The sequence below is a fragment of the Kitasatospora albolonga genome (assembly GCF_039535905.1).
GTDB classification, from domain to species: Bacteria; Actinomycetota; Actinomycetes; order Streptomycetales; family Streptomycetaceae; genus Kitasatospora; species Kitasatospora albolonga.
This window is the reverse complement of sequence record NZ_BAAAYB010000021.1, coordinates 1-14504: the sequence shown is the minus strand read 5'-3', so window position 1 is coordinate 14504 and position 14504 is coordinate 1. Positions and strand designations below refer to the sequence as shown.

The window sequence follows — 14504 nt, the reverse complement described above, 5'->3', positions numbered from 1 at the left end:
CCGACTATGCTCTCGCCACGAGTGCGAGTCGGGCGGAGGGGCCATGAGCAGGGTCGTCGTGGTGCACGGGGTGGGGCGTCAACTCGACACCGCCGAGACGCTGTTGGCGGAGCTGGAACCAGCCTTGCGCGGCGGGGTCGGGCTCGCGCTGCGCCGCGATCCCACCCTCGGAGGGCTTGCCGACGGAGACGTGGCCTGCGTCGCGTACGGAGACCTCTACCGGGAGTCCGGCGCGCGCGGAGAGCCGTACTACCGGGCGGAGGACGTCGAGGACGGGTTCGAGGCAGACCTCCTGGAAGCGTGGTGGCGGGAGGCCGCGCGGCTGGATCCGCGTATCCCGGGACCGGACCAGGCCACCGGCGGCCCGGGCGCTCGGGGCGCGGTTGGCCGTCTGGCGTCGCGCCCCCTGACGGTGGACCGGGTCCGCCGGGGCCTGCACGCCCTGACCCGCTCGCGCTTCTTCGGGGCGGTCTCCGAGCGATTGCTGATCTCCGACCTCAAGCAGGTGAGCCGGTACTTCACCGAACCGGGCCTCCGCGCTGCGGCGCGGGCCAGGGTCGAAGAACTGCTCACCCCTGAGACCAGGGTGGTGGTCGGTCATTCGCTGGGCTCGGTGGTGGCCTACGAGGCGCTGTGCGCGGTCGCCCCGGCCCCCGACCGCGGGCCGCTGACCCTGGTCACGCTCGGATCCCCGTTGGGGTTGGCCGGACTGGTCTTCGACCGCCTCCAGCCGGTTCCCGGGGGCTGGCCGACGGCCGTGAAGCGCTGGACCAACCTGGCCGACAGGGGAGACGTGGTGGCCCTGGTGCGGGAGCTGGCTCCCCTGTTCGGGCCGGAGCTCCAGGACCTGACGGTGGACAACGGGTCCGAGATGCACAGCATGCGTGCCTACCTGACGGCTGCGCAGACCGGGACCGCGATTGCCACGGGACTGGCTGTATGACGGTCCTCCCGGGCTCCGACGGTCACAACCGCTTCGTCTTCGTCCTCGGCTCGGGCGTGTATACCGCCGACCCGACTCTGGCCCCCCTACCGGGGGTGTCCGAGGATCTCGGCCGGGTCAAGGCCCTCTTCGGATCGCTCGGGTACGCCGAGATCCTCCCGGACCTGGCCCATGCCCCGGACGCGCAGCAGGTGCGAATCGGCCTCGAGGCTTGGCTCCGGGCGGAGGAGCGCTGTGAGAAGGACGTGCTCGTCGTGTACTACGCGGGCCACGGTCTGCGCGGTTCACGACACCACCGGCTGACCTGTCTGAACAGCCGTCAGGACCTGGTGGCCACCGCGCTCGCCACCCGCGACCTGGCAGAACTGCTGGCGGACACGCGGGTCGGGCACGTCCTGCTGCTGCTCGACACCTGTTTCGCCGAGCTAGGTGCGGCCGAGGCCGCCGTGGTGGCCGGCCAACTGGTGGACGAGCGCCCGCGGGATGCCGACGGCCTTTGGTTGGTGGCTTCCGCCCGCTCCAGGGAACTCGCCTACGACCACGCCTTCGTGACCGCTTTGGAGGTGGCGGTCCGCGAAGCCACCGCTGGGATGCGCCAGCGCTACCTCGACATCGCCACTGTGACCAGCCAGGTGAACGACCACCTCCGAGAGCACGGTTCGGACCAGAGCGCCAGCTACCACGCGGTCTCCGGCCGGGCCGTCCCGCCGTTCCTGCCCAACCCCAGGTACCGCCCCGGTCTGCCCGACGGCGCCATGGACGTCCAGTCCCAGCGGGAGTGGACCGCGCACTTCGAGCCCCGGGGGCGCGGGGTCGAGTACGTCAGTGAACGGGGCGACTGGTTCACCGGCCGACGCCAGGCTTTGGCCTCGCTCGCGGGATGGCTGCGCGATCCCGTCCACGACCGCCGGGCCCGGGTGGTGACTGGCGATCCGGGCTCCGGCAAGTCCGCGGTCCTGGGACGGCTACTGGCCTTGACCCGGCCGGACCACCCCGAAGCCCCCGCACACTTGCTGCCGCCGCCGGATGTGGTGACGGTCTCGGTGCACGCGCACGGCACCACCCTGGAGCAGCTCACGACGCGGCTGGCAGTCGCTTTGGATGTCGAAGCCGACACCCCTGCACAGCTGCTCGCCGGTCTCGCCGCGTACGAGGGCTCGCTCCGGACCGTGCTGATCGATGCCCTGGACGAGGCCGGCACTGGCGTCGAAGGGCGGGAACCACAGCGTATCGCCAGGGAGTTGCTCCGTCCCATGTCGGTGCTGCCCCGGCTGCGCCTGCTGATCGGAAAGTGGGGAAGAAAAAGGCGTCGGTCGGACGACCGATTCCCGACTGTGTGCTGTGGCGTGAGGTGCCTCGACCTAGGGACAAACGGATGGCGTACGAGGCAACCGGACGCGCTGATGACCTCGAGGATATAGGGGTTAATAACGCGCGGACTGCACGCTTCGCCGCGATTGCCGGGTGAGGTCGCGGAGGCCCGGGCGGTCGGCGTTGGCCAAGGCAGTGGTGGCCCTGCGGGCTGGGCGCAGTGCTCCTATAAACCTGTTCGCCAGGATGACCGTCGCGGCGCTGCTGTCACTGGGACTCTGGACCATTGTATCAGTTCCCGGCCGGGGCTTGGGAGGCAGCAGCTTCGGGCCTCGGAGGTGGGACAGGCCTTCGACGCCTAAAACAACATGGCCAAAAAAAAAGTGGCCCCTGTAACGGATAGCGTAGGACGAGGATCGAGTGCGGTATATCAGCTGTGTGCGACCGTTGGCCATACTCGGAAGGGTTCGGTCTTACTTCCGTGTGGGACTCGTTGTGGGGCTCCAACTGGCGCGGCCCTCTCGGGCAGAAATGCACCGACGCTGACGTGAACTGGGCTGTCTGAGGCAGGCGGGTTCGTACGATCGTGGAGGTGCCAGTGGTTCAGGTGAGGGCGCGGTCAGGTGTCCGGCTGTAACCACGAGGCGTTGACCGAGCACTACGCATGGGGGAGGGGGAGTTGCGTCGGCGCGATCGCCAGGCGCAGGGGTAGAGGACGGCAGCGCCGGATGACTCTGCCCTGATCGACTCGGTGGTGGCGGCCATGGCCGAAACCACGTGACCGAATGCCTCGACTGGGGAGGGCGGGGCGGCGCACCCGTATGGTCCGATCGCACCTGGCCGGAATCACGCCGCAGCGTCGGGAGATCTGGGGCGTGTCTCCTCGAAGAACCCATTGGTTCGGATGGTCCACGCCGAGCCCGATCCGCTGGGTGTGCGAGACGATGGAGGTGCGTCGAAAGGCGGCTCAGAACGTGAGCCACGAATCGCACGATGTACTTCGGTAAACCTCGGCCCCCTCTGGATCGGCATCTCTCCCGTCCACGAGCGGGTGAACACGGTCACAAAAGGCTGTGTGGGACGCGGCGCGAGTACGCGGTAGATTGGAGGAGTACCGGGAGTGGCGCTTTGGCGAGGGGAGCGGCTGGTGTTTGGGGAAGCGACCAGAATGGGGCGACCGGTCTCAGACGAAAGGCACTTTTGTACGCGAGGGGAGTTGAGGCTCGTGGTCCGCGATCCACTGCTCGCTGTTGAGTTCAATAGTGTGGGGGGGTCGCCGGCCGTGCTCATCGCTCGAACTGGGAAAAAGCGACCGGTGGAGATCTGGGATCCGGCGGGGCAGGGTCTGGGCCTGGGCGTCTTGGAGGCGGGCATACCAGGACAGTTGACATTCCAATTCAACTCCGTCGAAGTGGAGCGGGGTGATGCCTCACTAGTGACGGGTGCCACGATGGGAATCGGTGGGGCGGTCTGGGACCGAGGTAGAAAAAAGGGATTCGTGTGCGCACCACGGAGCGTTCACACAACTTCTGCCGTGCGGACCGAGACCAGGTCGGCGATTGGCCAGTGATGGATATACGGGGCTCGCATCGTGGCGGCTCTGTACCTGTGTCCCAGGGGGGGTGGGGCGAACACCAGATGCTGATCGTGGGTTGCTCGCGCGACGGCTCTGCCTGTGTGCCGCGACTGGCGTCGCGTCAGCTCCCGGCGAGAGGCTTCCGGGGGCATCCGAGTGCAGGTCCGCCTGCACACGTGGAGCCTGCTCGGGCACGAGAGTTCGAGGAGAACCTTCCGCTTTGGTCGCAAACAGTGCCGTCCGGTTCGGTCGGCGACTCTTGAACGTGGGACACTGGGGTCCTTGGGTGGAGCTTGGCGACTCAGAGGGCTGTGAGAGCGATGGCCGTCGTCGGTCATGACGGTGTCGACCTGATGGCGCTGGGAATTTTCACCGGTGTGGGGCACTCCATTTCCGCGTCCTGACACCGGTAGAGTGGTCTTCTCCTGCCGACCCGTCGCACCGGGATGGAATACCCGCCTCGCCTTTGCGGACTCGACGGTCGCCTGTCATGGTGCTGGGTTCGCGACGGTTCCATGGAGTTGAGGAGAACGGGGCCGTCAGGGCCCGCGGGTCGGTTTGCTGGCCCGTCTCAATGGCCACTAGCGGACTGGGTCGCGTTCTGCATCTGCGATCGTCCTACGGCCGCACGTATGGCCGGTGGCTGCCAGTTCCAGGCAGCGATGTCTCGTCCGCCTGTGGGAGATGGAGGTGACGACCGGAGAGCTTGTAGTACATAGTCACGGAGGACATGCAGCACGGTGATCCGGGCGGCTTGCCTGACACGTGGTTGCTGGACGGCTCCCCTGCCGTGGTGTCGGCGAGTTACGACCACACGCGCTCGTGGTGTGGGACGTTTCGTCTCGGCCGGGAGGCTTCGGTCTTTCTCGAAGGTTCAAACAAAGAAAAAAGAAAAACCCGCCTGGGTGAAGGAGGTTACACGGTCACGACGGTCAGTCGTGAGGCCTGGTTGGCGATTACGGCGAGCGGTTGCGCTGTTCTACAGGAACGCGTTCGTATGTGGAGCCTCGCGGAGCAGGATCGGAGGGCCGGTGCACCGAGGGTAGCTACGGATCGCCGCTGGCCGTCGGCCACATCGGAGCAACCGCCGTGGTTGTGTCACCACACTGCTGCGGAAGGCGTAATGGGCCGTGGGGAAATCGTGGGAATCGCCTGCGGATCGGCGGGAAAACCTTCGAAGTGAGGCGGGCGGTTCGGCGTCGAGACCTTGGCTTGGGCCCACTGACGGGGGCCGGCAAAAAAAAAAAAGACCGGTGGCGGTGTCGCCGACATATCCGGCAGTGGGCGGAGGAGCGAGTTTGGGATCCAATACGGAGATGACCTGGATCGGTGATCTGGAGGGGACAGGTGGTGCCAAGTCGACGCGATGGCATACGGTCGCGGTTGGGCCCGTCCCCGTGGTGGCTGGCCTGTCGCCGGGACTACTCGCCATGGCACTCAGGTGTGGGACCGCGGGATGTCGTTCCGCATCTCGGGAAGCAGTGGTGTCAGCTCGGTAACTGGGTGGAGTGTCCGACTGTGGCGGTGTCTGGCGTCCTTGGACGGCATGCCCGTCGGGCCCTGACGGCCGACCGCTCTGCCGTACATGGTCTGGAATCTGCGGGATGGAGGCACTGTTGTGACATATGCAGCTAGAAAAACTTGGGCCGGCTCTGCCCAGCGCGGTCCCCTCGGGGCGCCCGCGGTGAGCTGTAGTAGTCGGTGCCGGCTACGAGGGTATCGTGACTGAGACATGACGGGAGGCCGTCAGGCCCGGGTGGTCGGAGGTGACCCGGGCCTGACGGGATGTCTCAGGGGCGGTTCCTATAAAGAAGGCCGAGGCGTCTGGGGAGTAGGAGACCAGGATGTTCCTTGGTCTGCTGTACAGTTTCGCTACCCAGGAGCATCTTGTGGGTCGCATAGGGCGGCCGTATTGGCCGGGAGTTCTTGTAGGGGCCGCCGAAGGCCGCGTGGGCCGGGTAGGCGTGGTAGGCAGTTGGATCCAGGACCCCGGCCGGCCTGGATGGCGCGGCCCGGGCCGCGGTAGTGGCGTTGGAGCGTCGCGGGACCAGACGCCGGCGCCGAGGCCGTAGGGGCGGTGTCTTTGGCGAGGGCGATGGGGCCGGGATCGTCGAAGTCGTCGAAGGCGGGGGGGTGACGGCGACGACGGGGGCCGAAGTATCTCCTCCTGGAAGATCCTCACAATCCTGCCGCATGGAGTTGTCCGCCCTCGAAGATCGGCGGGGTGACGTAGTAGCCGCCCGCGCCAGGTCCGCCGTCCAGCTCGGCCCGCTCACCAGCCGGTCAGGGAGCTTGGCGCCCTCGGCCTGGCCCGATCTCCAGTAGGCGAGGATCTTGGTGGCTGTTCGGGCGCTGGCCTGCGCGGCCGATCTGGGCTCGGGTGTCGAGCGGGTTGCCCTGGCGCATGGCGCGGACGGCCGCTCCAGGCCGTCGTCCGAGGAACGGTCGTAGATCGAGGACTGGATCAGGGCCGCTGAGGTGCAGGTGCAGACGCCCGTCGCCTGGTTGAAAAGGGCGAGAGGCGCGAAGGCCGCTCCCAGGGCCTTGTCGTAGAAGGCGCCTGACGGGTCCGCCACGTTCGGGAGAAGAAGAGGTTGGGGCTACTTGCCGCCGGATGCTCCAGGAGACCGGGATGAGGTTCGGTCGCGGGCGTACTGCTGAATCATGGCGGGCCCGGGAGGTCTGCGCCGGTGAAGGAGATCTTGTCGGATCCGCGAGGGAGGGATGCCAGGCGGGGCTTGCCCGCCTCCTCCGCCGAAGCCGGTGACCACGTTGACCACCAGGCCCGGCGTGAGCAGGTCGGCCACCAGCTCCATCAGGCAGCAGGACGGGTAGGTACGGGGGTCGCTCAGCGGTCATTAGAGGACCACCGCGTTGCCCGGCCGGCGAGCCGCCGGTGCGATCTTCCAGATGGCCATGCATGATCGGGAATGTTCGCACACGGGATATCTGGCCGACCACGCCCAGTCGGCTCGTGGAAGTGGTATTGGGGGGGGGGGGGGGGGGGGGGGGGGGGGTGGCAGACGGTGTGTCCTCGTCATCTGGGACGGCCGGCCCTCCTGGGCGCCGGGGGCATTGGGGGTAGGTTCTCCGGCGAAGTGCGCATGGTTTCGCCGGGCGAGCGGCAGGTTCGGCGGCCAGGTCTCGCGGAACGGCTTGGCCGTTCTCGGCCCAGCTCTCCGCGACGGCTGAGGCGTTCGAGTTTGGGGCCTAGATCCGTTCGGGGCACCCGGAGCAGCACCTTGGGCGGCGTCGGCGGGTGAAGTGGGCGCCCCAGGCGGGGGCGGCGGCGTGGGGCGCGTCGAGGGCGGGGGGCCTCGATGTCCTCAGCGGTGGCCGGCCCCGGGGCCACCTCTGGCAGAAGGTCGGCCGGTGCGGGGGTGGGGTTCTTCGAAGTAGCCGCCTGCGCACACCGTGGAGTGAAGGAGCCTGCCGATCCAGTTGCTCGTCAGCGGGGGCGGACTCGACGGATGCTGCCGTGCTGGCCGGTGGGCTGGTAGACAGGTCATGGGGCGGTATCTCCCTCGCTGCTGAGCTGGTGGAGCTGCGGGAGCGACGCACGTACTCGCACCGGTGCAGGGGTCACCGGCCGGACACGCACGTTAGGCGACCATGGCCAGTGCGAGACCTGCTACCCGCGAGGGCTCGGGGCCCGCCATGCGTGCGTCGTGCAGCTCGGAGAGGAGGGAAACGGGGGAGGGGGGCGGTGACGGAGGGTAGCGGTGACGGGGCTGGTGGGACGTCAGCCCGTACGATACTCGACCGGTCCGGAGCTCCCAGGCGGAGATAAGGGCCAAAAGGGCGGTCCATGCGCCGAGTCCGTCGGCGTACGCGGTGCGCGGCATGACGATCGGCTACCGGATCATGCCCAACAGTACGGTAGACTTTTCGGGCAGTTCGTTTCATCACAGCTCGCGCCGCCGACCGTGTCGGCCATCATCTGGGCCTCCGCCATGACCCGGAGGCGGCTTCCTCGGGAGAGCAGCTGGGCGCGCTCGGCGCTGCACGATCATCAGCCAAGGGTTGGCCCGTCGGTGCCCAGGTGCCAACTCCTAGGGCGTAGGGAGCGACATCATTGGTGAGGGAGGGTATGTCGGGCCGCCGTCAGTGGCGGTTGGCGGAGGCACGGGATGGTCAGCACGGGCCTGCGGCACCTTCGAAGCGTGCCCCAGGGCCGCTCGGATCAATGTCGAAGATGGGTCTCCATGCGCGGCGGTGTCGCGAAGGCGACTAGCCGGGCCGACGAGGCATCAGTAGCTTTCCCGGTCGCGAGAAGTGGTCGGCTGGGGCTATTCGCCCGGCCGGCCTCGGCGGGGGGGAGGGGCGAATAGGGACTCCTAACCAGTTGGTACGCGGGCCCTGGCTCTCCAGCGGGGCGACATCCACTCAATGGATGCTGGGGGCGTGGGCGGCCCATTGGTCGGAGAAGTGCTCGTTCGAGGCGGGGGTGCGTGCCGAGCTCGGTCTGGGGCTAGTGCATGAGGGCGGTGAGGAGGGCCGCTCGCAGATCTCGGCGACCCTTCGGGGGGCGTCGTCCCAGCGCGTCGTTCGAACTGGTCTTCAAGAGGAAGTAGAAGCGCCTCAGGTCAGCGGCCCAACCCAGGTCCTCGGCCGAGCTCCTCCGGGTAGGTCAGTCGCCGCCAGTTCCCTGCGGTAACGGAATCCGCCACCTCTCGTAAGCTGCAACTGGGCCGGTGGAGGCGGGGCCATTTCACGGTGGCGTTGCTGCGCAATCGTCGTGTGCCGGGCGGCCTGTGGGCTTGGTGGGGGCTGGCGTCGGTGGGGGAAGGGGAGGCTCAGACTGGGCTGTCGTTCGGACATCGACTCCAGGCGCTCGGTTACTGTAGCGTATTTCTGGCGGCTCTCTTCACGGCTCTGTGTGTGTCAGCCTTGTGGCGCCGTTAGTCGTCTTAATGATCAACGGCGCCCTTTCCGGGCGAAGCATTATCCGATCTGAATCTCAGACGGCAGGGTACCAAAGGGCATTTGCCCTCGTGTCCGGGCCTGAATCCTGAACGTGGGGCCAGGCCTGCGCGAACGCGCGCCACGGGGTGACGGCCACTGGTATTACGCCTCAACCACCAGATCCGAAGGGACGGGTGGCAAGGGCGGAGGTCTGGCAGTGGTCGAGTCACAGGGCGGGCCGATGGACGTTCACTGGCAGCGGCGGTCACGCCTGCCCCGCCTGCACGAGTCGGGAGGGAGGAACTCCACCCGCCGAGCAGGCGTTGGACGCGCCTCTGCGGAGACTGTCGAGGCGGTTGGCACCGAGGATTCGGCGAGCTGCTCGTCTACAGACGCCTCCCCGACCTGGGGGTTCGTCGGCAAGACGGGTCCTGTGATGGATCGCAGACTCCGCCGGCTGGCCAAGCTCCGCAAGACCTGCAGGCACCGTGCTACTCGGCGGCCGGGGTGCGAACGGAGACCAAGGATGCCGAGTTCCACCGTCCTCAAGCACTGCTGCGTGGCCGGTGCTCCGGCGGACTCTCTCGCGATCCGAGCGGTCCGAGTCTTGCGGCGGCTGGTGTACTTTGGTGAGCCATCGTGAGGGCCCGCGATCGGCCTGCTCCCGCCCTCCTGCGCGGTCGAGCCGAATGGAGCCCCCAGGGGTCCGCGAGGGCTCGACTACGTTGGCTGCACCCAGCTGGCTCCGGCTCGCCGCCGCTGGTGATGATGGTGGCGACCGTGCACTGGGCCGACCAGGGGAGTCGCTCACCCTGGCTGGTGCCGTCCTTCGCCGCCCGGGCCACGGTCTGCTGCGCGGTCCCCCTGCTGGTCCTTCCGGCTACCGCAACAGAGTTCGGAGGAGAGCGCGAGCTCCAGCAGCAGATCGAGGTCCAGGCCACCCGCCGGCACGCGCTGCGGGCCCGCTCAACCCGACCTCGGTCGGGCCAGCTGGTCCGGGGCCGAGACTCGGGGCCCGAGACGGGCGAGGACCCTGTTCTGCCACGAGGTCGTGGGCCGTCACCAAGGGGAACCCGTACGATCGTCGCCGTCCTGCTGGCGCGAGGTCCGTGACCAGCAGCTCCGACCCCTTCGATGGAGAAACGTCAAAGCAGACTGGCGGCTACCTGGCCGAGCCGCGGCCAAGGGTTCCATGACGCTCAAAAAAGAAAAAGTACTGGTCTGGATCAAGCTCGGTATAGCAACGTCCTAGGCGGTTCGCCTGGCCTGCGCCCTGGTGCTCGGACACCAGACATCAAGCAGGACCTGTCCGCCACCATCTGCGCGCAGAGCCCGGCCGAGGCCGGGGATCCGTCCGCCAGCTGCGCCGCCAGCACCGTGTGCTGACGCACCAGGCCCCACCGGCCGTCTCGACTGTTCGTCTCACCCGTTGATCGGCACCGCAGGAGGCGTCTATCTACCAGACCTGCCGCCGACATCACCGCGGACCCGGCATGCACGGCAGGTCCGCCACCGCCATCGACACTCCGGCGGCTCGCTTCCTGGACGCCTCCCGCCACCTGCTGGGAGACGACCCACCCCGAGGGCGACGACCGGCAGGTGGCCAAGCGTCTCCGCCAAGGCCCGTCACCGAGTCACTGGCGATCGGTGCGCCCGAGGCCGGCGCTGTGGCGGCTGTGCTCCAGCGCGCGCTGTAACTGAGCCCGGCCGGAGGAGGACGTCCGTGCCGGGGAGGGGGAGTGGTAGCTCTACGAGTCGGGCTGCGCCGCCCTCTCTTTTGGGACGGTACTCCCCTGATCTTAACCTTCCACCAGCGTCCGCCACGTCCCTCTCGCTTAGGCCGCGGCCTCATCGCCGACTGCGTGTCCACAAAAAGAACCGGGGGACCTTCCGGCTCTCCAAGAGTTGCTGGCGCACGCCGGACGGCTGGTCGAGGCCGGCCGAGGTCTGCCGGCCGTAGGGCGGAGGCACACCGCGCCCGGCCCGGGCGGATGCGGCTGGAGGCGCTGCAGCTTCATGTGGGATCGCCTGCAGCGCGACGAGGACGCGGCCTCGCGCGCTCGGCGCCGGTGGCCGAGGCTGGGCCGCACGGTCAGTCGGTCCGCGGCGACTTCCGACCGGGGCCGTCCACGGGACCATGCTGGCCTGGGACCTGACGCTAGGGCGCGGGCGAGGCCCGCGGGCCGCGCGCGGATCGCCTGGTCGGGACCAGGGCGATGGACGGCCACCAGAGCCATTGCCCGAGGGCCTCGGCGGCGCAACCCAACACCTGGGTTTCGAGTTGCCCCGCCATCCTCGGCCTGACCTACACGTACACAATCCGACGACGGGAACTCTCACGCGAACCAGGCGTTGAGGATACTAAGTCACCGTACTGTCAGCGGTCTGTGTCCCGAAACGGGGGGGAGGGGGGGGGGGAGGCAGAGGGGGGTGCCACAACAACACCGGCTAGTGATGTACGCGGTGGCCGCGTGGAGCGGTGGGGTGGCACCGAGGTCGGTTCTCCTACTGGGTCCGGGTGGTGGTAGTGGGGTCCTGTTGCGGCTGGTTTCCGAGCCGCGACTCCTCGCCGAGTGCCTGGAGGGCACATTCCTCCGTCGCGGCCTGCAGCGTCTCACCGGAGGCGGATCGCCCCTAGAGGAACAGGTCGGCCGAACTGTGCCAGTGGTGCAAATGGGACCGGGTGTGGGCGGGTGGGGGCGGTGTGCTGGCGTGACGATCCCTGTAGCGGAAGTTAGGCGCCGCGGCGGTGTTACGGACGAGGCCTGGGAGGCTGGCCCGCAAGTACCGGGAGAAGGGGGGGGGGGGCTTCGCACGAGAAAAGCGGAGGAAAGGACACAGGGGCCGTACCACCGCCACCTGCCATTTTTCTTGTCCCGACGCGTCCGACCCTCTACGGCAAGCTGCTGCTCGCCAGGGGGGTCGACCTGGCCAGCTGGAGTCGCCCAGGTCTTGCCGCACCGTACGGCGAGCAGCTTGACCGCCGGGGCTGTGCACAACAGGGCCGGGAGGTCGTGGTCCCCGTGGACCGGCCACCCCTCGCCAAGGCCATCTTCTCCCCCGAAAGCCCCGACGAGGCGGCGGGAGCTGGGCACGGAAAGGTGCGGTCCCGTCCGGGCGGAGAAGTTCGGCACCGATGCCTCGGCGCGGGGCGCGGGCCCTGCGGATGCAGGCCTCGGTCTGGACAGGCCAGTTCTCGCTCGAGCCGGCTGGAGGAGTCCGTCAACTACTGGAGGGGGGGAGGCTCACGTGTGGGGCGGTGGCGGGCGACGTAGGTCAACTCGCGGCGCCCTGATCCGGGCACCGGGTCGGCTGCAGCGACGCCGCCGCAGAGTACTGGCTACGGTCGAGGGCAATCGAACTTGCCCAGGAACTAGCGGGCGCGGTACGGGCTGGTCCCAGGCCCTGCCGCGAACTCGCCCACGCGGGCCTGCGGCCCAAGCCAGAGCTGTCGTGACGGCCCTCAGGCATAGGACTCCCCCAGCCAGACGAGGTGCGCGAGTTCGTCGGCCGAGGCTCGGCCGGTCCAAAGTAGTACCTCCGGTGGGGACCTCCCGCAATGCGATCGCCGAGCAGGCTCCAAGCGTGGCGCTGGCATGGTCTCACCGCCGCCTGGCGGCCGTCCCACGCGGAAGGATCAGCACCGTCCCCGATGGCCTCGTGCCAATGCCCTGGGGACTGGAGCGCTTGCGCCCCCTAAGGAGTTACGCGGTAGGGCGCCCCGCAGGGCGCGAGGAACTGCGGCGCCGGGGGGGAAAACGCACACCTGCCGGCTGGCTGAGCTGCGGTTTCAGTTGCCGGTGAGGTTGTTCCCGTGCCTCCCGATTCGCGCAGCGTTCCTCGCGCCCCTGGTGTAGACCACGGGGTACGTCCTCGCACCCAAGTTACGGATCCAACAAGTCGCACAGTTCGGCACACGGCGAAGGGGTCGCTGTCCAGTAATGGCCGCCAGAGCGAGGTAAGGGTAAGAAAAGTGGGGTTGAGGGGAGCCGCGCGCCGATTCGACCGCACCGCCGCCGGCGCCGGCAATCGAGCGCTGGACCTGCGCAGGCGGCCCGTCGGGCCAACGGTCCTCTCCCTCGTGGCGACGCTGCACTGCCCCGACCAGCCGCCCGAACCCGCAGCGACGGGGGGCCGGAGCGCCTGCAGTGGCTCCTCTGCGCCTCCGACGATGCTCGAGCCGCCGTGCTCGGCCCGGCGCGCCACTTAACGGGGGTCCGACACTGTCGGCCGGTACTCCCAACCGGATCGCCGACAACCGGATCACCTCGACGGGCGAGGACGCACCCGCTCGCCCCCCGACGCGGGCAACGGCGGGTGAACCCCTGCACGGCGGGGGACGCCCCGAACGGGCTCGCCCACCGCTGCCTCTGGGCAGGCCCCGAAGCGCCGGGCGGCCGGTGAGTCCGTCCGCCTGACGGCTGGCAGGCTGGCACAGGCCGGGACGCGCCGACCGAGGTCTCCGCCGGTGCGCTTGTGACGTCACCGTGGACTACTGCTCTGACCGGCGTTCCGGACCTCACCATCGTCCTACCATCACGCCGTCACCTGACCCGCCGCACGGTGGTCAAATCTCTGACCAACGGCACGCGCTACTTCAACCTCGCGGGGGCGAGGGCTCCGGCGACGTCGCTCGGGCCCACCTGCTTCAACCCTGGAGGGCCGACCACTACACCCCGGTGGACGCGGCGGGCAGATCCCGGCGCGGGCCGCGTTACGAGGCGGTGGCCGGCACGCACCTTGCGACGTTTGCACGCTACGTACCCGCCCGATCGGGAAGGCAGATCGGCGAGGCGGGCGGCTGACGACCACAACTCTGGGTGCCTTGCGCGGCTACGACGGGCGGCACCGCTCCGTCCCGCGGCGGCCGCTCCTGGAGGCCGATCCGATCAGTCGGCCAGGAAAAAGAGGGTGCTCCACCTCTGGAGGGTGCTCACCGCACCGGGCCGGGCATCCATGTCTAGGCACGGCCAACGGCTTCGACGGCGCCGGTCCACCCGTGCCCGAGCGGGGTGCCCTACTGTCCAGCTACTGCGCGTCGTCGCCGAGACCTGCGGCACCTACCCGGACTCGGCCGCACATCCCTCCGTACCAGAGCCACCGTGCTGGCGCGCCGGGCGAGGAGTTCCGCTCGCGTCAGCGGTCTTCCGCCTCGAGCAGCCTCCTGACGGCCGCTCGCCGTAGGACGGGTCACCTCCTCCGGCAGGAGGCGGTGCATCCGATTCGGCCGTATATTGACGGCGGAATGGACGGGCAGCAGGGCGGACGACAGGTCGTCGAGGTGGCACTGATACCGGGCGCTGGCCGCGCCGGCCCGCCGCGCTCTGCTGGCGGAGCTGAACGGGCGGCCGGCGAGCCGCTGGAGGCAACGGCAGCTGGCCTAGGGCGGTCGCCTCCACGCTGACCACAGGCGTCGCGGCGCACCTGAAACCGCCCTGGTGGCGGTGCCGGGCTGGTCCGCCGTGCACACCGACCGGGCGGTCGGCCGGGGCCGCTCCGAAGGCTGCGCTATCAAATAGGCACCGCCGCCGCCGGAGCCGGCGAACAGGCTGGACGCCTGACCGCGAGTTGGGTGGAGCACCTGGCCCGGGGTAGCGAAAAAAAGCCCGCTCATCCCCGTCGCAGGCGGGCCGGGAGTGGGGAGGCCCCGAGCCGCCCCCGGACGCCCCGCTGGCCGACACGGGTGATGGGCGGCCGCCGAGGCGCTGGGGCTTCGAGCCCGAACCTGGAACGACGCACGGGGGGTCCTCCCTGCTCACGGCTGCCCGT

At 68.9% G+C, this 14504-nt stretch carries 2 protein-coding genes; both read left to right on the top strand.

Annotated elements, in window-relative coordinates; translation table 11 throughout:
• The first annotated feature begins 43 nt into the window (after positions 1-43).
• The gene (locus ABD946_RS05645) at positions 44-943 is read left to right on the top strand and encodes an alpha/beta hydrolase family protein (RefSeq protein ID WP_345280684.1); all 900 of its coding nucleotides are present in this window, start codon (positions 44-46) and stop codon (positions 941-943) included.
• On the top strand, positions 940-2364 hold the full coding sequence (locus ABD946_RS05640; RefSeq protein WP_345280682.1) for a caspase family protein: 1425 nt from the start codon (positions 940-942) through the stop codon (positions 2362-2364). The genes ABD946_RS05645 and ABD946_RS05640 overlap by 4 nt, the downstream gene beginning before the upstream one ends.
• Positions 2365-14504 lie beyond the last annotated feature (12140 nt).

Coding starts and splice junctions, on each gene's coding strand:
- ABD946_RS05645 (WP_345280684.1), top strand. CDS start 44: ATGAGCAGGGTCGTCGTGGTGCACGGGGTGGGGCGTCAACTCGACACC.
- ABD946_RS05640 (WP_345280682.1), top strand. CDS start 940: ATGACGGTCCTCCCGGGCTCCGACGGTCACAACCGCTTCGTCTTCGTC.